We start from the raw sequence: 26,269 nt of genomic DNA, 5'->3' as shown, positions 1-26,269 counted from the left end.
TCAGATTTGATGATTTTTTAAAATAATACACGCTCTTTAATCTCTGGGATAATTTGATCCTTTATTTTTTGAGAATTGATACCCCCTCTCTCATCATCTACAGTTACAAAGAGATTTTCTCCTAAAATAAAACCATGGTCTTCATAGAATGTTTTCTTCTTAAGCCAGTCTTCTTTATATGCTTGCTTATGTAACAACCCTAAATGTTCAAGAATTATTAAATCACCAGCTGGATCAATAAACGTGAAGTCTGGTAGCCGCCAACCATCATCAGTCTGAAATGGGCGTTCATACTCATACTCAATTCCTTCCTCATATAATAGATTGGCAATTATCACTTCTGATTTACTACGAACAAAAGTACCATCATTAGTTTTGTGTATTAAATTTTCAACATATGGTATTGCAGACTGTGTCTTTCTTATACTACTATTAAATAACAAAGTATTTCTCCTAGCTGTAAGAGAACTATCGGCATTAGAATACTTGCTTATCCAACTGAAGTCATCTCCTTCTACTAATAAAACTAGTTGGTCTTTTGCCCGAGTTAACCCTGTATAAAGTAATTCTCTTGATAACAAAGGGCTGTCTTTAGGAATAATTAAAAACACCTTATTAAAATCGCTTCCTTGGCTTTTATGAATTGTTATAGTGTATGCCAATTCAATTAATCCACCCTCTTCATCGAAGTCATGACTAGAAAACCCAAAACTAAGCTTCGGATGTCCCGAAAAATAAACGTTTAAATAATTTTTCCTCTGGTCAAATACATAACCTATCTGACCATTAGATAACTGATATTGTTTATCTTCTTTATAAGGTTTTCTCTTCTCATTTTTCAATTGAATTACTTTATCCCCTTCCCAAATATGCTGATCACCCAAAGTTCGTTCCCAGTAATTAGATGGACGCTCTCTAAAATTTTCTTGAATAAGACGATTAAGCGAATAACTCCCCCATATTGGATTTTTCTGAGGAGTCAATATCTGCATATTTTCTACAACTTCGGGATTATCCTGAGGGAAAAAACCATTCTTCTCTGCTCCAAGCGCACGATTAAAGTTTTGATAATCTCCCTCTCCATTAAGATCAAGTTCATCTATTAATACATCTTTAAATAAATCTTCTATTTCATTATCCGACTCCCAAAACTCAATCCTAAGGTCATTTAGTTTTTCATTATCTCCAATCCTTTCAAAAATAGAATCATTATTCTTCCCTGCCTTGCGACCTGCAAACCAATTAGCAAGCGCTAATGTATCAGAATCAGCACCACCGCTCGTTCTGACAACGACTTCAAGTCTAGCTAAAGCTTTTGCAGCTTTTTTCCTTCTTTTATCCAGTTCGCTTTGATCTTCGTGTTCAACATCTAACCATGAGCATAAATCAGCAAAAGGACGCCCCGCTCCAATAGGTGGCAATTGATAGGGATCACCCACAAGTATAATACGTTCTACATGAGCCATATCTATAGCTTGAAACAAAGCATAAAAGTCATCCTCAGTTAACATTGAACATTCATCAACAATAATGGTTCTTTCACTTCGATATTTTTTCTTTCCAATAAAGCGGGGTTTCATTCTTTTCCAATCAAATCTTTTCAACCGCGTTAGAAACTGCGCAATCGTATATGCTTCTGTTCCTGCCATATCACCCAATTTAACCCTGGCTTTACCTGTCGGTGCAAGTAACAGAATTCCATCCTCTCTCAGTTTTTTTGATTTTACAAAAGCTCCCAGAACAGAAGTTTTCCCCGTACCAGCCGGACCATGTAAAACACTCAACTTATGAGTTGAGATTTTTTCAAGAGACTCTGCTTGATCCTCCAATGCATCCAAGTGCCTTTGATTCTCTGGGTCAAAAGTTGCTCCAGTCTCTTCAATAGTTTTTACAATTAATTCTTCCCAATCCTCATTAATTGATTCTAGTTCCTTTAGAGCACGAGCTACAAATACTTTCTTTAAATAACTTTCAACATCATCATAATGTTTTAATTGGAGGGCTTGTATTGAATTTGTGGTAATATGAGTTAATTTCTCTTTTAAATATTCTACATGGGCCTGTAAGAATATTGTATCTATCTCAATTTCGTAAGGTAATTTTAGCGCATTTATTCTTTCACATATTTCAGTAAATGAAAGTAGTGTATCTCCATCCTCTTCAGCTGCTCGTTTTAAAAGTTCAACTATTGCAGCCCGAACTCTTCGCTTATCTTCATTTGAGTCAACACGATACTTATCTGCCGGAACACTATCTCCCTGAATAGCTTTATCCTCAAATACCCCGGAGTCTATAGTTTCAATTGATACTCCATGTTCATCTACCTCAGGATCATCATCTTCGACTAATACATAGGGATTAGCTAGTATGGTTTCTGTACTTAGATTAGTGAATTTTTTGCGTAAATCAGGATTGTACCATTTTTTTATTTGCCTTGCAGTTAGATTAAACCTTGAAAGCAACTCGAGTAGCTCTTGCAACTCATAACTTAAACCATCCCAAATAGCCTGCTTTTCTTGGAGTTCTCGATAATATTTTTCGGATGTAATTTCTTTAACCCTTCCATGCAATGCCCTATCAAATACATCCCAAGGATTTCCTTTGGGATCGCACAGATTAAGGTCATAAATATCTTTTGCAAACAAGTGGCCATGTCTGAATCCAAATGCAACCAAAGCTTGACCAAAAGACGGAAATGGCCCTATTCGATCTTTAGTCTTTCCGATTTGTTCGCCAAGCCATTGTAACCTTTTCCTCCAAGGTCCTTTTACAATACCATGATTCTGAATACTTGTTACTATTTCACGCAGCATCGAAAGTATAGCTAGCATCGATCTATTTTCGATATGCTCACTACCATAAGAAAATTCATCGATCCTACTTAGATCCTGTCCTAGTTCTAATAATGAAACCGAAATTTCTTCTAATAACTCATCCTTCGTCTTTATTTCTCCGTCTACCTTTAACTCATAATCATCTGGGAGTTCAAGATATTCATGGTAAGGAATTAAAAAACCTTTATGAGACTCTTTATCCACATGATCACGAATGGAATGAGTAATTTGACGGTCCCAAATTGGGTAATCATTACCCTCACCACTTTTTTTATAGCTTAAGGTATTACCAACTTTAGTAATTTCTCCTATTCCTACTAAAAGTCTTCTGATATCTTCATTTATAGGTTGACCAGATTTTGTATAAAAAAGAACCAATGATTCATTTGAATCTAACTCACCAAAAAAGTTATTTACAATATCATGCTGGCGTTGATGATCAAAAATCCAAGGAGACCTAAAGGGCGCCTTTTGATAGTTTTGAATTAGATTTGGGTACTCTTCAGATATTTGATCTTGATTTTTTTCCAACATCCACCAATATGGAACTGCAAAAGTAGTGTATGGTGGGACTTCGTATATAGTATACTCCAAATGCTTATGCGTGTCTCTAAAACTCTGATATGGATGGGTAAATCCTCGTCTATGTATATTAGGGCTCATAAAAGCACCACCTTCTGCTTTACAAGGTGGTAACTGCTCTGGTTCTAAATCTTTCCATTCGGCATTTGCAGGTTCATCATCTTTCTTATTTTCATAAATTCTTGGAAGTTGCAAACAATAGCTGTTTATATTGGGCTTATTACATACTGTACCGTTCCATTTGCTATCGTGCCAAGCCACTCTCATTGATAAATGTTTCATAAAAAGTCCTCTATTCTATTGCTGATATAATTACCCCATAATTAACTTAATTAGATTTTCTCATCATCCTTGTATAGGAACGGCCTGTAATCATCTTCTGCAGTAAACTCATCATCATAATCACAGATACCCAAATATGCTTGAATCAATTTTTCATTAGTATACTTTTCGAATCTACACCTCTCTTCTTCAATTATACTTCCATCTTCAATTGGGAAGCATTCTTTTGAGCTTACCGTACATTGTGATAAACTTATTTCCCCATCAACATTTACCTCATATAAGCTCTCTTTCAAATCAAATACATATGTATATATCTGGTTGGTTGACGGCTTAGGTATTCGCATTTGTAACGTTTCTCCCCCTGCTGCCAAAGGTTTGTATTCAATCGAATCATGGAAGGCTTCGATATCTTCAATCAGATCGAATATACTTTGGATCTCAACTTTGTATCTATTCACCCCAACTTCTGCATGAGATAATGGGTTTAGCAAAATACTGACATATTTTCTTAACTCCTTATAAAGATCAGTTGGTTGGTTAATTCTTGTTAAAAATTTTATCCCAGCATCAATAATATTTGATAAAGGCATCTTATTATTATGATGACTTTTACTTTCTTTATCCTTCCAATATTTTTCTGGCAACCAATTGCTCAACAAATCCTCTGCACATTTTCGTAAATAATTAGCAGCAGCTGGATAATCATGATTGGAAAAATGCCGATGTGCAATTGCCAACTCACTTTCGCTCTCTAAAAGTAACGGTTCATCAAAGCTACCCGGGTTCCCAGACTCACCTTCATTGACATACATTTCTAAGGCTTTCCAAGTACTGTCATCAAGTAGGCCTTTATTTTTTAGCTCATGCTTCAGCCAAATAAAGTAGCTTATATCGTGAGTCATGAATATTATTTGATATTCTTTTGAATATCGCTCTAGCAACAATTTTGTTACAACATCACGATTACTCATATCTAAACTAAGTAGCATATCATCAATTACTAAGCACTTGAGTTCAGCGGGATCTAATTTTTGGTCGAGAATTGCAAACCTGATGGCTAACCCTATTGCTGACCACCTTGCTTCATTTAAGAAGGTATGGGGTTTTGGTATTTTAGGATTTTCTATACCCTCATATTCAATTACCTTTAAAAAGACTTTTGGGTTATAGAATTCTATTTCTTCATCACTAGCCTCAAAGTTGAACCTTGCCTTTTTTTTAATTTCAAAAGTAATTCTGAAATTATAAGCAAAATCATCCTGCAGAATCGAATTAGCAGTTAAGAAAATGCGTTCTAAATACTTTTTAAACCAATCATTCCAAGCCCCTACTCTATTTTTATAACTTTTATAGTACTCGTAATTTTGCTTCTCACCTGGGTCGTCACTTGTCCTTAATGACGCTGTTGGAAATACCTCATCCCCATGTTTATCTGTAACTTTATCTGGTCCATTCTTTAAATCTTCAAATTCATTTAAACAAGGCTCAGAACCTCTCTTAACATAGGGTAGCACTTCCTCTTCGAACCATGGGAATAAATCATTCTCATTAGAATGTTTAAGATTATGCAACTGAAACAACACTCGATAATTGATAAAATCAGATGCCATATTACTCTCTTGTAAATCTGAATCACCTCTTACATCCAGATCATTTTTCGAAACTCTATAGTTTTTTTTACTCCCTTGTTCATCTTTAATAACTGCTTCGATGTATGCATCCCCACCACTCTGAGCATAAATATTAACAAGACTCTCTCTTTTACGTTTATCAAAATACTTCTCAATTTCAGCATCTGACTTTTTTATGCTCGATTCAAGTAGTGTATATAACGCCCAATATATTGCAGATTTTCCACTTCCATTTTCACCATAGATTAGCAGATTCCTTCCATTAATTTTGAGAAGTGGACTACCTGGATCTACGTCTCTGAAAAATTTAAAGTTTCCAATATGAAGCTCTTGTAAGCTCACTGTACTACAGTATCATTTATTTTCTTGATGACATTGGGACTTCTTGTAAAAGCCAGTAACATCCGATTACGAATAGGATTTTCTTTTTTTCTCAATTGATTATATAAATCCCAAATAGTTTTTCTTTTTTCTTCCTCCGTCTCAATATCAGCTAAAATTGGGAAATCAATGATTTGAAGTATGTCAATATCTTTTTGCTTCATATGTTCTTCGAAGTAAAGCTCATAAACCATATGGTCAACAACATCTTCAAATAAGCTTGAAATAGTTTCGTCGGAGAGAGCCTCAATAATTCTCTCTTTATCGGATTTGTCCCAAGATTTTATGAACAGTATGATGTCCACCAAGTTATTGAACTTTTGCTCGATTTCTTCAGATGGATAAGGAGCTAAAAAGGGCTCCAGAGCTTGGTTACTAATTATTTGGTCACCAGTACCAGTCTGTGGCGAACTTTTGAAAAGCTGATATAACCCAGCTTTAGAATTTAATACTGCGGTGAGGTATTTAATCTTTTCGCCCGTAGCGATACACGTACTATCTAAACAATAGATTTCTTCATCTGAATAGGCAAAACGCATGATAGAACCTATTCTTTTCCAGATGATTTTTTCTTTTTTAAAATCCTTGACGTAGGTACAATTTCTGAGATTAAATGGAGTATCCCCTTGGTCATATCGGTTAGAAACACTTTCCCAGTGTTTTTCACTTTTCAAGTGCTCTTTGATAGAAGGATATTCCTCAACATCAATGCGCGGTATATTTAAATCTTTAACTCCATTATGTGTATTTATCAAATACTGACCATCCCATTCCGCCTTATATCTTTCAATATCACGTCCACGGAGTAAAGGTTTAATTATTTCTTTAGCTTTTGGGTCTTTATCTACCAACTCATCTCTTTTCTCTTGATCAATTTTAAATGCCTGATTACAACCGGTTTTTATACCAAAGTTAATTTTTAGCTCCCATTCAAGAAGTGGTTTTCCAAAACTCTTAAAGGCTTTATCAATAACGAGTTCATCTTCATCTAATACAACCCAAGCTTCTTCATCAACATCTTGCATTGGAATTAAATCATCATCCTTTAAATTCTTCAGCTGATCTCTGTTGTTAATCTTATAACCTTTTACCTCATTCTGGAAAGGTTCTTTCTTACCTATATAGATATTCGTATCTACTGTTGCACTTTTAAATACGTTGGGACCAAGATTAATAACTTTCTGCGAATTAACAGTGGTAAAATATTCTCGAAGAACCTTGCCATATCCACCTCTCATCCACTTGTTAGACGTTATATAAGTTAAAACCCCTCCATCTTTCAGAAGATTGAATCCTTGTTCATAAAATAAGCAGTAAATATCTCCTGTACGTCTAAAGGTGTCATAGTCAGCTTTTTCATACTTGTCGGCCTCTTCTCGAATAGATTGCAATTGAATATATGGAGGATTTCCAATCATTATATCAAATCCCCCCTGTTCAAAAACATTCATATAGAATAGATGCCACAGGAAATAAGGACGTTCTTCAGTTTCCTCAAACTTTAGTAATTGTTCTCTTGCTTCACTTTTCTTTTTAAGCTTATCCTTTAGCTTTTTTATCTCTTTTTGCTCTTTGCTCCCTTTCTTATACTGCTTTTTCTTAGTTCCAGAAAGACTCTCAACTTTCTTATTTAGCTTTTCTTCCCATTCAGCAATCTTGATATGTAATTTGTTCTCAAAAAATTCGAGAGACTTGTCAATATGTTCGATTACTAATTGATCAATCCTTTTATGAATTTTCGCCTTTTCATTCTTGTCTTCTTCTTTAAAGTAATCACTTAGTAAATCCTTAATATTTGCTCGGTCCTCTTCTGAAAAATCGTACTGTAACTGAGGCTCATCTGCGGTTCCAGAGAACATATCTGCCTGAGAGTCGAAAACAGTTACTTCACTATCGGTAAAAGCGATCCTACCTAGCTCAATACCTTCATACTGCTCAAGTAGACTGTCACCTTGCATAATTTTATAGTCAAGATTAGGCAATGGCTCAGGTTCTATCTCTTCTACAACCAAAGAAAGCCAAAATCTTAATTGAGCAATATCAACTGCGCCTTTTTCAATGTCGACGCCGTAAATTGAATTCTGTATTATATTTTTCTTTACAGCTGCTGGGTCAAACTCATGATTGGAGGATAAGTAGGGATATATAAAGCGTTTTGCTTTATATATTTCTTGCAACATTCCGATTGGAAATGCACCGGATCCAATTGCTGGATCACATGCCCTAATTTCATCTAATCGTTGATTAATTAATGAAGCATTTTTTGATTGCCCCAATTTATCTGAGACATCATGGAATCGAATAAACTCTTCAATATCTTTTTTCGTACTAAAATCGTTTTGTAAATATTCAATAAGGCTTTCTTTACACATATATTGGACAATCTCTTTGGGTGTGTAGAAAGCCCCCTTATCTCTATTTTCTTCCAAAAGGTTTTCAAAAATATGACCCAACATTTCTGGATCAATGCCAATTTCTTGATCATCTGGACTATTTTCATCGATGGTAAAGTTATAATGCTCAAAGAAGTTTAAAAGATCTTCAAAGTATTCATCTGGAAAATCAATGTTTAAAATTGCATCATTCTTTTCAGGGTCAAATAAACCTCCATTTAAGTATGGTATTCGAGTATTATTAGGTATACCTTTAAGACCTTCTACTGAAAAAACATCATTTTCTCTCTTAGTATTTAATGTTTCATAGAAGAGTTGTGTCAAACATTGACTATAAAAATGGTCTTTGTTTTCGAAATTTTTATATAGTAACTGCATAAACTTCTTTTCTCCATTTCCCCATTTTTGGGAATCCTTTGGACATCCCATCCACCCTTTCTTTTGGAGAAAGTGCAAGAATACTATTTGCCCCAGAAGCTTTTTTACAAAATCACGTATTGGCTTTGTCCGATCAGATTCTGACTCTTTACTTTTATTAACTAGTGAACCTCGATATCCAGAATCTTCGCTAGCCAGAAATTTCCAAAACTTATTATAATGCTCCTTGTATTTTTTAAAAAATTCTCGATTTAATGCTTCAACAGAAAAGGCTTCCTTTATATCATGAAAGCTTACTTCTTTCGATTTTGTTAACTTTAGAAAGCGTTGAGTAGGAGTTCTTACTGTTTCTCCCTGTCCTAATACATAAGTAAATCTTTTAGGCTCTGTTTCATTTTCTACCCATTTGCCTTCATCCTCATCCCATACATAAAGTTGTGAAATAAATGAAAACCGAAATCGCTTCCCTTGAGTAAAAACTGCGAAAATTCCATCTACTCTCTTATAATATTTTTGCAGTAGATTTCTTACCCCAACACGATTTCGATAAAGATCAATACTTTCATCTACTTCTACCTCAAATATAGCAATCTCATAATCATCCGATGTTTTAAAAGTGCCTAACTGAAATGCTGAATTAGTTTTATTTTTTGGCAAGTTTGCTTGAGCAGGGTCAACAAAAACTTGCCCCGTTTTAAAAACAATTTTTAATAACTCGATCCATGATGATCGGTCATATTCCGATGCGAGTATATTTTTTAATTCAGTTTTATTCATTATGTCTTAAAACTTTCAGAGATAATAATTTCTGGTCGTAAAAGCGTCTGATCCTGTTCTTTATCCTTTCTCTCATCAGAGAACTTAAGGCGACTGCTATATTTATCAGAAATCTTTTCCAATTCCCGAAAAGACGTAGAAGGCTTCGCTTTTTTGTTTAGTACACGCGTTATCTCAGTCAATAAATTAGCATAGGTTCCTTCGTCCATCAGCTTCTTAAGACGGCGATATACTTCATCCATCTGATCTGAATCAATATATCTTTTGATATCTTTTAAAAAGCGAGCTGCTCGATTATAACGCGCATCTTTCTTTTCTGTAACAGCTCCTTCGGGCCTTAATTCTTGAATATCCTTTTCATACTGCCTTTTAGCACGATTTATATGGTCATAGTGCCAATCTGGCAATTCGCCAAGCGGTTCTTCTTTTTCCGTTGCTTCAAAAATGTTTACAGCTTCCTCAAAATTTAGCCCTATGACTTGCTCATCTTTGCTCACATAGTATAGCTCCTTCTTATCGTCCGTCCGGAGGAAACAAACCGTTCCTTTGTCATCTTCTTCGGCAGATCGGAGCGTTCTTGCCTTGAGTGGAAGGCGTTTTATGCGACGAAAGTCTTCGATATTATTTTCTTTAAAGTTACGAATGAATTCTAAGTATTTTAGCCGGACATCTTCATCTTCTTTCTGTCCTTCTTTATAAAGCTCAAACTCTTCGATTACTTCATCCAACGAATAAATTTGGGAATCCTCACCAAAAGCTGAATGAAAGCTTTGTAGCTTTACTAATGCTTTTTTCTTTAATGAGATGATCATATCTCCTTCATCAGAAGGATAAAAGTTGTAATTATATATAGTATCAGCCCGTGTACCAATCCGGTTAACTCGCCCGAGACGCTGCATGAGCTTCGTGGCATTCCAGGGGGTATCATAATTTACGATTATATTAGCCCTATGTAGGTTTACGCCCTCAGCCAATACTTCTGTGGTTATAATAATATCATATTCATCTTTAACCTCTCCCTCATAATTGGCATCAAAATTAGCCAATACATCTTCGAATACACGACTTCTATTATCAGCCGAAACCGTCAAGACCCTATCATAACCGTGTTCTTTTAATTTTTTATTAAGATCTTCAATAGTCGATTTTGCTTCTGAGAAAATTACCAACTTTCCAGAAGGATTGATCGAACGATCAAAAAGCTCATTCTTGAGCATATCAAGGAACTTGTTAAACTTTGGATCTTCTTCTACATCATCCCATTGATCACAGAGGGCATCCAAAGTCTGTAAGTCATTTCGCAAACCTTCAATAAATTCTGGACGAAAATCATCGGGCTCAAATGTTCGATTACCAGGCTTTTCATCTGAGATCGATAAAATCTTCATTTCGATCTCATCGTCTGTCAATCCTTCATCCATAAGCCGATTGACATCCAGATCTGGTGCTACAAATACCTTTCCATTTTCATAGGTGCGAATCATATTCGCCGTGGAATCACGCAGGTTATTTAGTGTATCCCTGAAGGCCTTAAAGCTGCTTTCTAAGCGCTTAACAAGGAGTGTTGTCATCATCCTCGCGAGTTGACGCGAAGTTAAATCAGCAGTGTCGTAATATTCCTCTTTTATTTCCTCATCTAAATATTTAATGGCCTGATACCGGTAGTAGCGGAGTTTATCCTCATCAAGAATAGAATCAAGCGATTCAAAAAATAAGCCTCGCAACTCATCTCCCAATTCATACTCACGCTTCCGCGGCTTTGCAATATCAGGGAATACCACTCCTTGCTTCTTTAAATCCTCCCGGTATTGATCTACGTTTTCGAGATCTCTTCTGGTGCGTCTGATTGTTATCGGCTTTAGTATTTTTTCACGGATATCAGCATATAACTCCCGAATAGCCTCAATATCAGGCTCATTCCTTTTCATAATCTCCTCATATCGTTTGATACGTGGATAAAAATAGGAAGTAAGGTTTGTTACAGGCAGATCTGATCGTCTTGCATCCTGAAAGAGCTGAATCATATTATAGATATCTTCAGGACGGTTATTTAAGGGAGTAGCTGATACCAACACTACTTTCTTTTCTTCACTATCGATCAAGCCGTTATTATATCGTCCCGCCTTGCAAATGATCTGAAGATTCTCAAACATCTGCGCTTTCTTATTGCGAAATTTGTGGGCTTCATCTATAATCACCAGGTCATAATCTTCCTTTGGCCAATAGTCCAAGTTTCTATCTTCCACAATCTTATGCAGACTTCCGTTAGTGATAAATTTTGCATACTTATCAATACCAAATAGTCGGAATGTACGCTTCCAGTTTTTGGCTAATGCCGGAGGATATACGACTAATATTTTTGTATCACCAGTGCCGTTCGCAATAATAAATCGTTTGGCCAACATAGCCGCTACCACAGTTTTCCCGGTACCGACTACATCTGCAAGAAAGAATCCGTTATAATCTTCCAGCATCTGGAATCCCTGATTTACGGCATCAATCTGATAAGACAGTTTCATAAACTGCTTGGGGACATCACCAACAGTCTCTGGATCGTAGTCGATATTCTTTCCGAAATATTCGATCAAAAACTTTATATACAGCTCGAAAGGCGTAAACTCTTTACCAATATGTGTATCCTTTTTCGCTTTTTGGATATCTTCGGGCAGAATTTCCTCCCCATCCTCCCAAAGCTTCTGAAATTCACTTTCGGCAAACTTTACATCATCATACCGTTTTAGCTCTACATTAAATTCATAATTGGCATCTTTGTCACCATTACCTAACCCGGAATGAGTTAAGTTGGAAGAACCGGTGATAACGCTATATTGGGCATCTTCATGGAAGTCTTCCGGTAGAAAAATATAAATCTTGGCATGCAGATTTTTCTTTTTATGAGCACGAATCTCAATCTTCCCATCAATGATATCTTCCATAAACAGGAGAATGCCTTCTTCCACCTTCTTAGAATATTCGGCCTCCTTGATATCTTCCTGCATCCATTTAACAAATTCTTCGCGGGTCTTTTTGGGATCCCCCATAAACATAAGGCCTCGGCGCTTAGCCTCGGCAATCATATGATCAACATTAATTCCTACGAGGATCTTTACATCACTTAGTTTCAGCAAATGCTCTCGAATAGCGTGATACCCTGATGCACGGAAATATCCAACTACCGCATGAAAAGCATAGAGGTTTATGTAGTTGTTAAATATCCCTTCGAACTTCTGTTGTAGTTCGTCACCTTCTTGATTCGTAAAAAAATGAGATGCCATCAATAATATTTAAACCAACATTCTGACCTTAATAAATGATTTTAACTAAAATAACAGAAGTCTAGCAAGTTTAAAGGAGAAAATTAGTAATGTTCGGGACCTAATTACAGAGAAGCAAATGATAATATATACGATAGGTTGGTATAAAAGATCAATTAAACACAAAGTTGTAGACATTAAACATTGGCTTTCACAACACATCCTCTTCTATCATGAGGTAGCTTAGTTGCCAATTCCAAACATTTAGACTTGTCGATTCTCACCATTAAATTTGCTTTAAATGCTAACCAAATTGTGAAATAATGGGTGTATATTTTATTGCTGCCGGTAAGTCATCAAAGAATCGCCAGAAAAGCTTAGATCAATCTTTTTATCTAGAACAACTAGAAAATTTTGTGCCAAAGAATATCTATCAGAAACTTAAAAAGCACTTTACAAAAGAAGACCCCATTTATATATGGGGAGCAAATAAGGGAAGCAAAAAACAGCTTAGAAAAGTAAAGCCAGGTGAATATGCTGTTGATGTTAAAAATAAATACGTAATGAATGTATTTGAGTTTTGTTTTTGCTATAAAACACCACATCAAAAACTTCAAAAGTTCATAGGCTGGGATGAAAATAAAGTAAATAAGAGGTCCTATCCCTATGTTTATTTTTTAAAGAATCCCCAAAAACCAAAGAAAAATAATAAATCCTATTTTGGAAAAGCTTTTGATGTATATCAGAATCGGAATTGGCTTATTGGTCAAAGGTACTTTAATGATGTAGAATTGAATCAAGCGCTTAATAGAACCAAATCTAGTTCTGTTGAAGAATTCCTAGGAATAAAAGAACCAATAAAATCTAATACCATTTTAGATAAACAGAGTTCTAAAGACGAATTGAAAAGTGATCAGAAAGCCAAGAACCCAAAACTAAATCAATCTAATGGCCAATCATTTTGGGAAGCTTTTTGGGAGTGGGTTAAAGCATTTCCTGGGTTTAAAAATCCTCAACATTAGTCTGCATTTTAATTGGTGTTGATATGTTTAATTTAGCCTCAAGAAAGTTGTTGAATTCTACATCCCAACAAATCAAAAAAATATATGCAGTTCCAGAGTAGGATTTATTTATAGATCAATTCAAGATTCCGAAATTAGATATTTCCAAATCCTAAAGTTATACCGTCATGACGTTAAAACGTAAATATTGATTTGTTGAAACCAACATTTGTTGCCCACCACAATGTTATACAAAGAGAGGATTTGCAGATATAAATTTGTTTAACGAGAACCACTTTTAACCATTAACTGTGTTATACAAAGCGGGATAAGCAGATCAATTTGGCTACAATAATGTATGTCATTTACACTATATGACGTGTTTAAACGGCTTGTATGACCCTTATTAGGCAATTTAGCCTGGTAGAGTCCATTTGCCATTGCTTCTATAGTAGAAACAATTAATGAAATACGTTTGGAGTCCCTAACTATTCCGGTTTACCCACCAATATTTAACCTTTTCTGCATTCAGCAAGACTCGTTTCTCCTTAATTAGGTCTCTAAGTTGGTCTTTAGACATACTTTCAAGCTCTTTACTTCCCCATGATTGATAATTTCCGTCTTTTGCATTTGTACCTGTCAGTAACAGTGTCCTATAAATGCGTTGTACGGAATGGTTCGGCAACTGAGTGAAAAGTTGTATCAGTTCCTCAATTAATTGATCGTGCATTTGCTTTCTGCGGTACCGCATCCGACACCGGTCACTGCAGTACTTCGCATCATTGCGTTTATTTGAGATATCGGTTCCACAGGACAGACAGCATTGTTCTGAATTGTTATACATAAGAGAGAAATGATTTCAATTTGGAAGGAAGATGTTTAACAAGAAAGGGGCGACTAGTTGGTCGCCCCTCATATGTTATCGGTAGGCTTTAATCATGTTTTTACGCAAGAACTCTTCTATACCATCGCGAGGGTACAAGATTTTCCGTCCGTTTTGAGTGTACGGTACCTTGCCTTCGTCGCGATAGTTTTGAATGGTCCTTCGGGAGACGCTTAACATCTCCATGACCTCTTCGGTAGAAAGCCAGTCCTTACGGAAGCTGTCCTGGTATTGGGGAAGTTCTTCCCTGACCGCTTCTTTTATGGCATTGGTAAAGGTCCTGAGGAGATCATCGTTTAACGTTATTTGTATATGGTTGCTCATAGCTTGTTCTTTTAAATTACTGTTTTAATTCGCTATGAGTTTCGGGTTTATTAGGCGCTTTTCAATGGCAAATACCTTCCCTTCTATGCACTCTTTTTACTACTAATTCACATCTTGAAGTTCTTTGATGTAGTTTTTAGCTGTCTTATTGAAACTTCTGACGCTATCCGGCAGAGCATAGGTAACTTCAGGCCTAAGTTGTTCCAGATCTTCACGTATTTTTATGTAGGCTTCATTCATGGTGTATTCCTCTTCTTCCATATAATACCGGTAGCGTATACGTGCCCCATGATCCGGTCGATGCCCCTTAGCTATAAGCTCTTTGATACTGACATTTTTTATTTCGTCACAACTGACTATTGGTGTATGAGACATGGCCTCATCATAGTAACATAACTGGTCCCACTCCCAATAAAATGTTATACACTTTTCTATGCCTAAATACTTGGCGTATAAAATTGCGGCTTGGTCCAGTACTTTTTTGATTCCTTTTATCTTATGATACAGAGTCTCAGCCTTAGTAAATGAGCGCTCTGGTTGGCTAGGCTGGAATTCGTTTAACAAATTCAATGATTTTTCAATCGCTTCGTTCGTTTGCACAGGTAAATCCGACCAGATGTTTAACAATTCTGCATACAGCTCTTTATTACTGTCTGTTTCCGTTAAACGATTAACTAAAGTCTCTCGCTTTTGTTTAACGTTTTGAACCTTAACTTCAACTCTGTTCCGTAAATCGTCTGACAATCTCTTGCAATCAGCAAGGCCATTGAACAAACGTTTGGTTTCCGTAGCCGAGTTATCTTGTTTTATGGAGTCAACAGACCGATTCCACCATACTTTGAAGGTGTCATGGTAAGGGGAGGATTCAAAAGTAATTTCGTTATACGTATCTGATAATTCTTCAGGAATGAGATAATAGTTGTTATACATAAAAGGTGTTTGGTTAAGATGAAAGGGTTCTGATTAAAATATATCGTCTACTTCCTTATCCAGGTGATCGGCACCAAGGCTCTTCACATATCGAAGGGTTTCCTTAATATCGCTGTGGCCTAAGAGGTCCTTGATGGTAAAGATATCTTTTCCCATAGTTAGGCAATGATAAGCGAAGGAGTGACGAGCTACATGAAAGGAGACACGTTCCGTAATCTCTGCTTTCTTAGCTACCTTTTTAATATTGCTATTAATTAATGAGTTTTTGGAAGAGACCTGCTTATCTAAAAAATTCTTATTGCCATAGTCTTTTTCTTTTTCGAAGAATGGAAAAATGAAATCTTCTGGGTCAGGCTCTCCTTCCTCAGGTTTGTGTTCATCCAATATCTTCTGCATCTGAGGAAGTAGTTTCATATTTACCAGCTGTCCGGTCTTTGACATTCGATATACAAGTCTCCCATTTTTAATTTTTTTCCACTTCAATTGTATAGCATCACGAAACCGCATACCTCTGGCATAGAAAGCAAATACAAATATGTTACGGCTCTGACGCTGCCGTTGGCCTTTGGTCAATTCAACAGAAGCCATATTCTTTATTTGTTCATAGGAAAGCTTCGTTTTGTAACTCTTAGCACTTGGCATATCAAACTGGTCAAAGGGATAAAGCGAACGCTCTACATATCCCTCTCGAATCGCGTCATTGAAGATTTTGCGTATCTTCTTAAAATAATTTTCTCGGGTATTTGGATTATTACCATACTTCGTCTCCAAAAACACATTGAATTTGCGTAGAAAGGTCAAATTCAAATCTGAGAAAGCGAGAGTATCTTTGCCCCAAAATTCTTTAAGTCGACCGATTACCACTTTGTAATTACGCTTGCGGTTATATTTTTGCTGCTGCTCAAAATCGGCAATAATGTCTTCCGCAAAGGAAAAGAAGTTGGTCATGTCTTGCCACTTTCCTTCCACTGCCTCTTTCAACACCTCCACAGATATTCCTTTACTCTTTCTGGACCTTACCTTAAGTATTTGCTGCTGAGCCTCTGCTTTCTTGGCTTTCAGAAAATTATTAAGCCATGTGTGATTAGGATGGGACCTTCGAACTTCTCCGCGTTCAGCGTTCCAGTCGTCTTCAGAAATCCTGATATCAAGATTTACCATTCTTGATCTTCGGTTGTGAGTTATGCGCAGGTAAACAGGGTGATGATCATTCCCTTTTCGGATTTTCTGATATAAATTTAAAGTTGCCATGCCAAGTAGTTTCCGTCTAGATTTTACTTGACATAACTTTACATAATATAAATTCGCATGACAAGTAGTGGTCATCCCTACTTTTTTAAAGACAAAATGTATTTAAAAGAATGTGAGGGAGGTGGTACGTTCGTACCACTAAAAAGCTGTGCGAAATTCGGTCTATTTATTCCCGAATAGCATCTCATAAACTAACAGAGATGGGTGTGGTGGTGGGTCAGTTAACCTGGCTTCGCTTTGGTAAATCTTGCCCGCATAGGTATCAGGACGAGGAAAATAATAATACCCCTCTTTTTCAAAATCCCACTCTACAAAATCAATCTCAAAAGATTGGTCTCTCCCGTCTGTAATATATTGTCCTTGTTTAAATTTTGGTTTTGGTAGGTTGTCAAATTCTTCTCTTGTCATAATAGTCATTCTTTGCAGTGAATTGGTGATGCATTTCTATTTTACATAATATAAAAACACTACTCAATTATGAACCCATAATTACCTTAACAATCGATAAAATTTATCAGATTTGCCCTCTCCTTTAACCAATTCTTTTAACATGTACCCTACAGATAACTACTCGAATATCTCTTCTAAAATTACTAGCATGTGTACATGGAACTACATCAAGATGTACGAACTATTATTTTTGGGCTGACTATTGTAGTAGGAGCACTGCAGTGCTTTTTTGGATATCGGATTTTTAAGTTCATCCTTGGACTTACCGGATTCCTGCCTTCAAATTAATACTGCTATATATAGAATCCAGTTTTTTGAAAGCTAATGCTTACTAACTACGCCCCTCTTTCTTCGAAAACCCTATCATAAGCTGCTTTCACTTTTACGCCAGCGAGAGCCTCATTAACATTAAAGAGATGATCACCAATCTTTTCGAGGCGATTCAGATAGTCCAGGAAAACGAAACCGACTTTATTTGAATAGATATTGTTCTCGAGCTGTTTATAATGAAATTCCAAAAGTTCATCCCGCATGAGGTCGATGGAATTTTCAATGTGAACCGCTTTTTCAAGATCGATATCTCCATTTTCCATGGCCAAATTATCCCTGACATTTTGAATGGAGTCATGTACCAGATCAAGCATCTTATTCAGTCTATCCATGGCTTCATCAGGCAGTTCATTTCCTTCTGATATCATTCTCTCATAGGTCTTTGACATCTGAAAATAGATGTCACCTACTCGCTCAAGGTCATTAATTGTGCTGTGCATCCCACGAATTCGGCGACTTGCCTCTTCCGTAAGATTGTAGCTAGAAATCTTGGTCAGGTATTCAGCGATTTCCAGCTCAATGTTATCTGTAATCTGCTCCCGTTTTTCGATCTTATCCAAAAAGCGTTCTTGCTTCTTCTGCTTCTTAAACAGCAATCCCTTAATATTGAAATGCATCTTTTCTATCAGCTTCACGAACAGTTCAATCTCTTTGTGTGCCTGCGACATGGAGAGTTCCGGAGAAGACATCATTCCGGAAGAGATATACTGCAGACGATGTTGGGTATCTTTCTTTTCTTTCTGATACTTCTTGATAAAATTTACAATATGAGGGACAAAACCGACAAGTAACAATACATTGGCCACATTGAATACGGTGTGAAACAGCGAAAGTGCCAAGGTGGCATTTGCCCTGCCTACTTGATCTGTAGCATTTAATATGGAGGCAGAGCCTGGCAAAAAGTAACTCATCGTTGCATCAATACCCGCAAGAAATGGATTGATAAGTAACAGCATCCATAATACCCCGAATACATTAAACACAAAGTGAAAGCGGGCGGCGCGTTTAGCATAAACATTGCCTACCAGCGCGGCTATATTGGCGGTTACGGTGGTTCCGATATTCTCACCAAGTACCATGGCAGCCGCAATGGGAAAATCAATCCAGCCTTCGAATAACATTACCAGAGTTATCGCTGAGGCGGCGGATGAAGACTGGGTGAGCAGGGTTAGCAGGGTTCCGGCTACCACAAATATAAGGATCGATAGAAATCCAAACTCGGTAAACTGATCCAGAAACATAAACATCGCGGGGTTTTCCTGTATGTTAGGAACCCCGTTTTTAATAAAGTCAAGACCGATAAAAAGAATACCAAATCCGATCATAGCCTCAGCTAGGTTGCGGAAGCGTTCGCGACCGAAGAAGATGAAGGGAAAGAAAATACCAATCAGCATTATTGCTATGGGTGTAATCTGCATTTTAAACCCAAAAATGGAAATCATCCATGCAGTAACGGTCGTCCCGATATTGGCCCCCATTATCACGCCTGTAGATTCAATAAATGTGATAAGGCCGGCATTCACAAAACTGACTACCATGACTGTGGTAGTAGAAGAAGATTGTGTAATGGTTGTGGCGGTAAAACCGGTAAGTATACCCCGGAAACGGGTGCTGGTCATACCTTTAAGAATAGTACGCAATTTGTGTCCGGCAACTTTTTGGAGACCGTCGCTGAATACCTTCATCCCATAGATGAAGATTCCCAATGCTCCAATCAGTTGCAGTAAATCAAAGAAGCCAAAATTCATATCACGTTTATTTTTCTAATAGTATAAGTCCATGCGGTTGTACTAATTCTCTCAAAAAGTTTAGGAATATAACAAGATGTAAGAACTGTTGTAAGATTGTCTTTCTTTCAAGGCTTAAATACCGACTCTCACCTTTTGGTAGAAACCAAACAAAACAAGGTAGCATCATAGCTATCAAAACCCCGAATTCATTTGATTTTTAGGCGACGGGTGAAGGCACCAGGGAAGCGAATGCGGGATCAGTATTCTTGGGATGTGAAAACTTTCCTTAATGTAGATTTACAAGAGACATTTAATAGTTTGTATATACAATTACTAATAGCAAATTGTCGAATTACAGGTTAATAAATTCATCATTTTATACCCAAAATTCTGTCCAACATATGACCAATAAATTCTTCATTTGCCTACTTTTTGCTACGTTGCTTGCATATACAATTATATCTTAACGTGCTTTAAAGAGCGATTATTAGCAGGTAAGTGCACTATATTCCCAACTTATGGTAAGTATCAATTCCAGTATTTCTTGGCCTAAAAGATAATTAGAGCTTATGAATTCTCATCTTAACAAATAGATATTTGGAAATATTAGGAACGTAAATGGAAATTATTTTATATGAGTATTCTAGCAACCTCATCAAATTTAAAATGTAAAAATATCCCCCAATCTCTTTGGTTAGATTGGGGGAGGGTATAAAAACATATAATAGCTTTTAGTTAATTCTAAAGGTGCCTTCACCCGAATAGGGGAATTCAAAATTAACATTTCCACCTTCTTTGATACGCCGCCCATTCCAGGCCTCATAATCAGTATGGGTTTCTGTAACCATTCCATGACCATTCCATATACCGTCTTTACCTTTAGGAAGCGCAGTCACTCCGCTGCTTTTCCCAGCTAGCATTAAAACCGTTTCCTCAGCATTCCAGACTTCCCATCTTGCCTCGTAAAAACCTGTATGTGCCTCCTCTGGTCTATTGGGTGGGCCACCGCCAGGAACAAACCACCATTTCATGGTTCCTTCTAAATCTCCGTGGATCTCTGCTTCCCATACAAGAAGTCTTCCCTCAGAGTCCGTGATTCCTAAATGACCTGCAAATACATATTCGATGGTAGATTGAAGAGATGGTGCCGATCGTGTATGTAATAAATCAGGGCTTTGCTGATTAAATTGCAACGAAAGCTCTGAGGCACCTTGATTTGCATCAGGAGCTATAGCTGAATCCTCACATCCTAAAGAAAGCAGGAATAAGCTACATATGATAGATACAGAAATTAATCGTTTCATGTTACCTCCATTATTTTGTTAACTGCACATAAACACATGCAAGTTTATTTTAAATGGAGTAATAACAATTTTACTTACTACGATTTCTTTGACGTGTAGTTCTTAAATAGAAGCTTATAGTGCGACAAATGTCAAGATAATTCTAATTTTATTAGTACATATTAATTTTATCTAGTTCCAACATGGACATTAGAAGTTTGACTTAGTAAAAAGCTTTGATTCGTATACCTGCTGATTTAGGCACGCTAATTAAGGGAGAAGAGTCACACCGACATCCCGACTCGTTTTTCAGAAACTTTTCAGTAACTAGGGTATGTCTATTTTCCCTACAAATATTTCAAAAAGGATGTCGTGTTTGTCGTATTGGCTTGTCAGGAGAAGGTATATAACTACCAGGTGGATGCTAGGTTGTTAGTAAGCAGCCTTCGTTGCCCAAAGCAGCTCTGGCAGCTTAATTTGGAGAGAGCTTTGAAAGCTGCTAAGACTGCTTGCATGTTATGGGCAAAGGTCCTGACAATAGCTCTATTTGATACCTCGCATATCTCGTTTTAAATCACTAGCATTGCTTTTAATAATGTATTTGAATTCCAAATAGTACCGAATAACCACTTAGTCAGGTGATAAGGTATATACGCTTGAGTCAGGAAAATGTATTGAGTCAGTGATATGCCAACAAAAGTGGTAGTCAAAAAAGAAAAATGAAAATCAATAAATCAGAATACAAGAAGAGAATAGAAACGCTTCAAAAAAAGCTGCCAGAAGAAGGTATCGACCAATTGATCGTAGCGGAAGAGGAAGATATTTATTATCTGACGGGGCTGACTTATAAATCTCTTGAAAGGCTATTTCTGCTGATTATCAAAAAAAATGAAGTTAATTTCATTCTGCCAAAAATGGAACTGGCTCATTTAAAAAAAGTTGATAACGTAGACAACATAGCTTGTTATTGGGAATACCCTGCCCAAAGTCCTGAACGCTGGAAAGACATCTTAATTAATGAACTTCAAAATCATTCAGCTGTTGGACTTTCATCAAAATCACCCTATGAGTTGGGAAGTTTTTTACAAGAGCAAGGTTTTTCGGTTAGGTTAAGTAACCTTGTTGAAAAATTAAGGTGGATCAAGAGCAAAACCGAAATTGAGCTCATTAAACAAGCATCTAATTATTGTGATAAAGCAATATCTAAACTCAATAAAAGTGCTTACTATGGAATGTCAGAATTGGAAGTTCTTTCAATAGGAAAGGATATTCAAAAAAAAGTAATCAAAGAAACTGATTTTGATTATCTGTCCTCTAATATTTTAGTAGCAGCTTGGCCAAGCAGAATATCTTACCAGCCTCATGGTATACCCAAAGTCGGAGATTTATTAACTGATGGTTCTCATATCAGTCTAGCTTTTTTGAGGGTAAATGGATATGCAGCAGAACTCGAGAGAACATTTTTTACAGCACGACCCACCAATGAACAGAGAGAAATATTTGAACTGATGTTAGAAGCGAGGAAAAAAAGTTATGAAGTAATCAAAGCAGGTGTGGTTGCTGAAGAGGTTGATATTGCTTCAAGAGAATTCATAAACAAAGAAGGGTTAGGGGATAAATTAATGCATCGAACAGGTCATGGAATAGGGTTGGGGAATCACGAAGGACCTTATCTTGCCCTTGGAGATAAAACGATCCTCAAAGAGAATATGGTCGTGAGTATTGAGCCAGGAATATATATTGAGGGAGTTGGAGGCTTTAGGCATTCGGATACTGTTAGAATTACGAAAAACGGGTATGAAATAATGACGAATTGTAATGACCAATTAGAACAATTAACCTTCACTAATTTGAAGGTATTTCCGAAACTTAAAGGGAAGATTATTAAGAAACTGTTCAATATAAGGGGTTAAAAATACCGCCAACAATTTGGCCCGTCCAAGTTGTGTAAAGGACCAATAGACCAGCTATATGGACTTAGGGCACCTCATAAAAATTCAGAACAATATTTCAGGACCAAATTCTCTCTAAGTGTTATACTAGGCTTTCGAAGGGACATATCCACGTTGGGTCAATCTGAATTCCTAACACCCGCTGTTTTAAAGGTACCCATTCAAGCAAAATGAGGTTTGAATTATTAACGTTTTATACACAAGGAGGGCACCGACATCTCGACACGTTTTCCAGAAATATTTCAATAAATAGAGCAATTCTATTTTTCCTACTAAGTTTTCAATAAAAATGTCGTGTCGGTCGTTTTGGTGGCTTGGCGATTTTATAAAACTCTTAGGTGAATGTAAGCTAGTTTTGAACACATCCGGACAGATTTTAGCACGAACAACTTAAATCTGTTGGTGATCCTGAAGTCACTTATGACGTTTCTAATACTTGCCATTTTCCTGTCTATGATTATACTCTGCATTCCTATCCAAGATAGTTGTTTAGCTTTCTCAATTTAAGTTCAAGCTTCCAGAATTTTTTTTGCAAGATTCTTTACTATGATTTGTCTAACTATATAGGACAAAACTAAGTCTTAGTAAGCAGCTGAACGATGATGCTTTAATGACAGAATCCACACAACAACAAACGTTAACATTTGATGCGCTGTATGAAGAGTACGGCGATCGTATTTTGAATGTGGCATATAGAATGACCGGCGGTGAAGATGTAGCCAGGGATTTGACCCAGGATATTTTTATAAAAGTATATGAGAATCTTGACAATTTTAATCACCAGTCAAGCGCCTACACGTGGATTTACCGGATCGCACTAAATCATATTCTTAACTACCTGAAGAAACAAAACAGGTATAATTGGCTAGATCTGCTGGAACAGTCTATCTCAGAAGTATTGCAATCTGAGAGACCTATATTTGAATTTTGGGGGTATGACGGATATGAATCCCCTGATAAAAAATTGGAAAGAGAGGAACAGGAGAACCTTATTTGGACACTGATACAAAAGCTTCCCATCAAATACAGAGTTCCCCTGATTCTGCAACGCTATGAGGAGATGGGTAACAAAGATATAGCTGATGCAATGGATCTTAGTTTGAGTACTGTAGAGTCGAGAATTTTTCGTGCAAAGAAGAAATTAATGGTCTTAATAAAACCGTATAGTGAAGATTTACGAGATTAGAATAAAAATAGTGAGGTATTATCTATGAATGATAACATAGATCATGTTGACGATTATTTTCTTGAATGGTCCATGGGACGACTGGATGATAAGAAAAGGCAGATTGTCGAACATCATCTAGAAATGTGTGAACACTGCGCAAAGTATTATCATACAATGCAAACCATAATGGAACACCCCAAAACAAATCAGTTACCTTTTTTGCAAAAAGATCCGTATTTGCCGGCTCGAATAAAGAGCAAAGTTGAGAGTGAACAGGAAGAGCATGAAGCTAATAAACTAGCCTTATTGGGACTCTCCAAAGCAATGACTGGATCACTAATTCTGTTCGGACTACTGTTTGGATTTTTATTAGGCCAACAATTGGTGTACATCGCAGATGAGGAACAAACGCCAGAACAAATATCTGTAACAGAACTTTATTATGAAGGCATGGCTCAGCCAAATTTTGGATCAAAATTGGAAGAAGTTTTAACTGAAATCGAAGGTGACTGACAATGAAAGTGAAAACGATAGCCGGCGCTCTAATTTTTTTAGTGGTTCTCAATATTGGGCTTTTGGGAACGATTGTATACCTGCATGTGGCAGATCAACGCCCTCCAATAGCTCGGTTATTGAATCCAGAGCCAAAATATGAACCACCATTTGCCAGCCATTTTGAAAAAATTGAAAATCTGTCGCCTGAGCAACAGCAAAAACTGACTCAACTTGTAAAATCCTATCGTGCTGAAATTGAACCCCTTCGGGAAGAGATTCGATTACGAGAAGAGGAAATGTTTAATGCACTAATAAACCAAGAGGGGGTTGACTCTGTTAGCTCACAGCAAACCTTGCGTGAGATTGCCGATCTCCGATTAGAAATTGGCAAGCATGCATTGGAGAGTCTACAAAGTGCAAAAACGTTCTTATCAGAGGATCAACAGAGAATCTTTATCAAGCGAATTATGTCAGCTGGCCGTAGCAATGGGCCCGGTCCCAATGGCATTAATCCACCACAGTTAAACAGGCCTTTCAAAAACCAGTAATCCTCTTTCTTATCCTAGAAAAGAGAAAATTAGGTTACTTCTCAAAGATGTGTAAATGGGCTATTTCTAGTAGAGTTATTGGGGGGGGGTAAAGCCCAACTTTTTAAGTTACGTAAACCCTTCTTACTGCAATAAAATAGATTTTCTTGCACCTCTCCCGAAATACATTTTTCAATACATAAAACTGCCCAAAAACCAGCTTTACAAATTATCTAAAATAAGGGTAGTCAACTTCTCTTCAATTCTCTGCCTATCCCAATACATCAATTCCATTTATCATCAGTACCTAAAATTATGCAAGAATTTTGTTTTGCGTTTGTCTAAACAAACAAGCAGCAAATTATAACCTTAATTCTTAAAGCAGGAAAAACATGCATAAACTAAGATCAATAGCTATTCTATCACTATTTATCGTAAATGTAATTTCATGTACAGACGCACTCAATTCATCCCAAGAGAATTTATCTGACATCCAATTAATGGATCCGATGACCTCAGCACTTATCTCTATTGAGAATAATGAAGTTCATGGAAATGGCATTTTTTCTATGAATTGGAGTTCTCTTAACCCGCTATTTTCTAATGAAAATGATGAACTTGGTATGGCATTGGCCATAGGATTTGATAAAGAAGTGTTACTGAAACCACCTTATGATACACCCACAGTAGAAATGGGGAGCGTAAGTATTGAGTCTGCAAGGGGTGAATCAATTAAGTTGACAAAACAAAAAAGTCGGTTCTCTGGAGAACACATTATATATAGCCACCGGTCGTTTGGTCCTTTTACGAAACAGGCATCCCTCTCCTATGACGCCGGTAGCCAATATTCCATCAGTACATCCGGATCCGATGTTTTTCCAGCCTTACATCTGACAACCACTACTCCGAACAAACAGGTGTCCATTCTTTCACCATCCGACGAAATCCTTGAAAATCATTCCGGAGAAATTGAATTGAGCTGGGATGCGGTAGCAGGAAAGCCTGTTGCGATTCACATTCGTCCGTCATTTGATCCAAAGGCTGGAGAAAAACCGGGATCATTTAACAGGGACCATTCAAAAATGATCCTATTGGAGGAGCAAAACGGTACCTACACAATCACGGAACAAACCCTTTCGGAAATTTCGGAGCGTTCAGCAGCAAAAACACTTCATATATCTGTTGGACAGCTGTATGTAAATGATTTTCAGACTGATGGTAAAACATACCGGGTTATTATGAGATCTGCTGACCATAGATTGGTTAAACTCAATTAATTCGTTCAATAAGGCGCCTAAACTTTATGGCAGATGCAGCAGTTGCATCTGCCATAATTAAGACCGGGGCAAGAAACTCGCTTATATACGAAGCCAGCGAACGAAAATTAGGCTTTCAAGGGTGCACTGTTTTAAGCGGCATTTCCATCCTCA

18 protein-coding genes are annotated in these 26,269 nt (G+C 36.9%); 7 read left to right on the top strand and 11 right to left on the bottom strand.

The features are described from left to right. Nucleotides 1-17: 17 nt before the first annotated feature. The 4 genes from G3570_RS00765 to G3570_RS00750 are packed head-to-tail and all read right to left on the bottom strand — an operon-like array spanning nucleotide 18 to nucleotide 12,536. Nucleotides 18-3,698: an AAA family ATPase gene (locus tag G3570_RS00765; RefSeq protein ID WP_165138188.1), complete on the bottom strand. Its 3,681-nt coding sequence runs from the start codon at nucleotides 3,696-3,698 to the stop codon at nucleotides 18-20. Nucleotides 3,699-3,748: 50 nt separating this feature from the next. Next, complete coding sequence (locus tag G3570_RS00760; protein WP_165138186.1) at nucleotides 3,749-5,674, bottom strand: AAA family ATPase; 1,926 nt, start codon at nucleotides 5,672-5,674, stop codon at nucleotides 3,749-3,751. After that, on the bottom strand, nucleotides 5,671-9,261 hold the full coding sequence (locus tag G3570_RS00755; protein ID WP_165138184.1) for an Eco57I restriction-modification methylase domain-containing protein: 3,591 nt from the start codon (nucleotides 9,259-9,261) through the stop codon (nucleotides 5,671-5,673). Before G3570_RS00755 ends, G3570_RS00760 begins: the two co-directional genes overlap by 4 nt. Then, entirely contained in the window at nucleotides 9,261-12,536 is a 3,276-nt protein-coding gene (locus tag G3570_RS00750) for a helicase-related protein (protein ID WP_165138182.1), read from the bottom strand. The genes G3570_RS00755 and G3570_RS00750 overlap by 1 nt, the downstream gene beginning before the upstream one ends. Before the next feature lie 302 nt (nucleotides 12,537-12,838). Here G3570_RS00750 and G3570_RS00745 point away from each other — a divergent pair, with 302 nt between their 5' ends. Further along, on the top strand, nucleotides 12,839-13,537 hold the full coding sequence (locus G3570_RS00745; RefSeq protein ID WP_165138180.1) for a hypothetical protein: 699 nt from the start codon (nucleotides 12,839-12,841) through the stop codon (nucleotides 13,535-13,537). 463 nt (nucleotides 13,538-14,000) lie between these two features. Here the strand turns inward: G3570_RS00745 and G3570_RS00740 are convergent, their stop codons facing one another. The 5 genes from G3570_RS00740 to G3570_RS00720 all read right to left on the bottom strand — a co-directional run bounded on the left by G3570_RS00740 (nucleotide 14,001) and on the right by G3570_RS00720 (nucleotide 17,312). Next, complete coding sequence (locus G3570_RS00740; protein WP_165138178.1) at nucleotides 14,001-14,246, bottom strand: hypothetical protein; 246 nt, start codon at nucleotides 14,244-14,246, stop codon at nucleotides 14,001-14,003. Nucleotides 14,247-14,435: 189 nt separating this feature from the next. Then, nucleotides 14,436-14,723 carry a helix-turn-helix domain-containing protein gene (locus G3570_RS00735; protein ID WP_165138176.1) on the bottom strand — a complete coding sequence of 96 codons (288 nt, stop codon included), beginning with the start codon at nucleotides 14,721-14,723 and terminating at the stop codon, nucleotides 14,436-14,438. A gap of 102 nt (nucleotides 14,724-14,825) precedes the next feature. Further along, nucleotides 14,826-15,653, bottom strand: coding sequence for a hypothetical protein (locus tag G3570_RS00730; protein WP_165138174.1), 828 nt, complete (start codon nucleotides 15,651-15,653; stop codon nucleotides 14,826-14,828). Between the two features lie 33 nt (nucleotides 15,654-15,686). Next, entirely contained in the window at nucleotides 15,687-16,904 is a 1,218-nt protein-coding gene (locus tag G3570_RS00725) for a site-specific integrase (RefSeq protein ID WP_165138172.1), read from the bottom strand. 162 nt (nucleotides 16,905-17,066) lie between these two features. Then, nucleotides 17,067-17,312: a hypothetical protein gene (locus G3570_RS00720; RefSeq protein ID WP_165138170.1), complete on the bottom strand. Its 246-nt coding sequence runs from the start codon at nucleotides 17,310-17,312 to the stop codon at nucleotides 17,067-17,069. A gap of 198 nt (nucleotides 17,313-17,510) precedes the next feature. On the opposite strand from G3570_RS00720, the gene G3570_RS16455 reads away from it, so the two are divergent. Then, the gene (locus G3570_RS16455; RefSeq protein WP_282958211.1) at nucleotides 17,511-17,642 is read left to right on the top strand and encodes a hypothetical protein; all 132 of its coding nucleotides are present in this window, start codon (nucleotides 17,511-17,513) and stop codon (nucleotides 17,640-17,642) included. Between the two features lie 47 nt (nucleotides 17,643-17,689). On the opposite strand, the gene G3570_RS00715 is transcribed toward G3570_RS16455, so the two are convergent. Together G3570_RS00715 and G3570_RS00710 are read right to left on the bottom strand one after the other, a co-directional pair. Then, nucleotides 17,690-19,432, bottom strand: a complete 1,743-nt coding sequence (locus G3570_RS00715) for a Na/Pi cotransporter family protein (RefSeq protein WP_165138168.1) — start codon at nucleotides 19,430-19,432, stop codon at nucleotides 17,690-17,692. 713 nt (nucleotides 19,433-20,145) lie between these two features. After that, the gene (locus G3570_RS00710) at nucleotides 20,146-20,718 is read right to left on the bottom strand and encodes a hypothetical protein (protein ID WP_165138166.1); all 573 of its coding nucleotides are present in this window, start codon (nucleotides 20,716-20,718) and stop codon (nucleotides 20,146-20,148) included. Nucleotides 20,719-21,416: 698 nt separating this feature from the next. On the opposite strand from G3570_RS00710, the gene G3570_RS00705 reads away from it, so the two are divergent. The 5 genes from G3570_RS00705 to G3570_RS00685 all read left to right on the top strand — a co-directional run bounded on the left by G3570_RS00705 (nucleotide 21,417) and on the right by G3570_RS00685 (nucleotide 26,116). Beyond that, nucleotides 21,417-22,610, top strand: a complete 1,194-nt coding sequence (locus G3570_RS00705) for a M24 family metallopeptidase (protein WP_165138164.1) — start codon at nucleotides 21,417-21,419, stop codon at nucleotides 22,608-22,610. A gap of 649 nt (nucleotides 22,611-23,259) precedes the next feature. Next, entirely contained in the window at nucleotides 23,260-23,835 is a 576-nt protein-coding gene (locus G3570_RS00700; RefSeq protein WP_165138162.1) for an RNA polymerase sigma factor, read from the top strand. A 24-nt stretch (nucleotides 23,836-23,859) separates the two neighbouring features. Next, nucleotides 23,860-24,330 (top strand): anti-sigma factor, encoded by a 471-nt coding sequence (locus tag G3570_RS00695; protein ID WP_165138160.1) that lies wholly within the window; start codon nucleotides 23,860-23,862, stop codon nucleotides 24,328-24,330. Between the two features lie 2 nt (nucleotides 24,331-24,332). Continuing rightward, a complete protein-coding gene (locus G3570_RS00690) occupies nucleotides 24,333-24,860 on the top strand; it encodes a periplasmic heavy metal sensor (RefSeq protein ID WP_165138158.1) in 528 nt (175 codons plus the stop codon). A 371-nt stretch (nucleotides 24,861-25,231) separates the two neighbouring features. Beyond that, nucleotides 25,232-26,116: an efflux RND transporter permease subunit gene (locus G3570_RS00685; protein ID WP_165138156.1), complete on the top strand. Its 885-nt coding sequence runs from the start codon at nucleotides 25,232-25,234 to the stop codon at nucleotides 26,114-26,116. The last annotated feature ends 153 nt before the right edge of the window (nucleotides 26,117-26,269 follow it).

The sequence above is a fragment of the Halalkalibaculum roseum genome (assembly GCF_011059145.1).
Taxonomy (GTDB): domain Bacteria; phylum Bacteroidota; class Rhodothermia; order Balneolales; family Balneolaceae; genus Halalkalibaculum; species Halalkalibaculum roseum.
The sequence above is the reverse complement of the archived record's forward strand: the minus strand, read 5'-3'. Positions and strand labels throughout refer to the sequence as shown.

What these genes read in the sequence shown, in the direction of transcription:
- G3570_RS00715 (WP_165138168.1), bottom strand. Translation starts at nt 19,432, where the DNA reads ATGAATTTTGGCTTCTTTGATTTACTGCAACTGATTGGAGCATTGGGA.
- G3570_RS00745 (WP_165138180.1), top strand. Translation starts at nt 12,839, where the DNA reads ATGGGTGTATATTTTATTGCTGCCGGTAAGTCATCAAAGAATCGCCAG.
- G3570_RS00685 (WP_165138156.1), top strand. Translation starts at nt 25,232, where the DNA reads ATGCATAAACTAAGATCAATAGCTATTCTATCACTATTTATCGTAAAT.
- G3570_RS00690 (WP_165138158.1), top strand. Translation starts at nt 24,333, where the DNA reads ATGAAAGTGAAAACGATAGCCGGCGCTCTAATTTTTTTAGTGGTTCTC.
- G3570_RS00750 (WP_165138182.1), bottom strand. Translation starts at nt 12,536, where the DNA reads ATGGCATCTCATTTTTTTACGAATCAAGAAGGTGACGAACTACAACAG.
- G3570_RS00700 (WP_165138162.1), top strand. Translation starts at nt 23,260, where the DNA reads ATGACAGAATCCACACAACAACAAACGTTAACATTTGATGCGCTGTAT.
- G3570_RS00705 (WP_165138164.1), top strand. Translation starts at nt 21,417, where the DNA reads ATGAAAATCAATAAATCAGAATACAAGAAGAGAATAGAAACGCTTCAA.
- G3570_RS00730 (WP_165138174.1), bottom strand. Translation starts at nt 15,653, where the DNA reads ATGTATAACAACTATTATCTCATTCCTGAAGAATTATCAGATACGTAT.
- G3570_RS00725 (WP_165138172.1), bottom strand. Translation starts at nt 16,904, where the DNA reads ATGGCAACTTTAAATTTATATCAGAAAATCCGAAAAGGGAATGATCAT.
- G3570_RS00720 (WP_165138170.1), bottom strand. Translation starts at nt 17,312, where the DNA reads ATGACAAGAGAAGAATTTGACAACCTACCAAAACCAAAATTTAAACAA.
- G3570_RS00735 (WP_165138176.1), bottom strand. Translation starts at nt 14,723, where the DNA reads ATGAGCAACCATATACAAATAACGTTAAACGATGATCTCCTCAGGACC.
- G3570_RS16455 (WP_282958211.1), top strand. Translation starts at nt 17,511, where the DNA reads ATGGAACTACATCAAGATGTACGAACTATTATTTTTGGGCTGACTATT.
- G3570_RS00765 (WP_165138188.1), bottom strand. Translation starts at nt 3,698, where the DNA reads ATGAAACATTTATCAATGAGAGTGGCTTGGCACGATAGCAAATGGAAC.
- G3570_RS00740 (WP_165138178.1), bottom strand. Translation starts at nt 14,246, where the DNA reads ATGCACGATCAATTAATTGAGGAACTGATACAACTTTTCACTCAGTTG.
- G3570_RS00755 (WP_165138184.1), bottom strand. Translation starts at nt 9,261, where the DNA reads ATGAATAAAACTGAATTAAAAAATATACTCGCATCGGAATATGACCGA.
- G3570_RS00695 (WP_165138160.1), top strand. Translation starts at nt 23,860, where the DNA reads ATGAATGATAACATAGATCATGTTGACGATTATTTTCTTGAATGGTCC.
- G3570_RS00710 (WP_165138166.1), bottom strand. Translation starts at nt 20,718, where the DNA reads ATGAAACGATTAATTTCTGTATCTATCATATGTAGCTTATTCCTGCTT.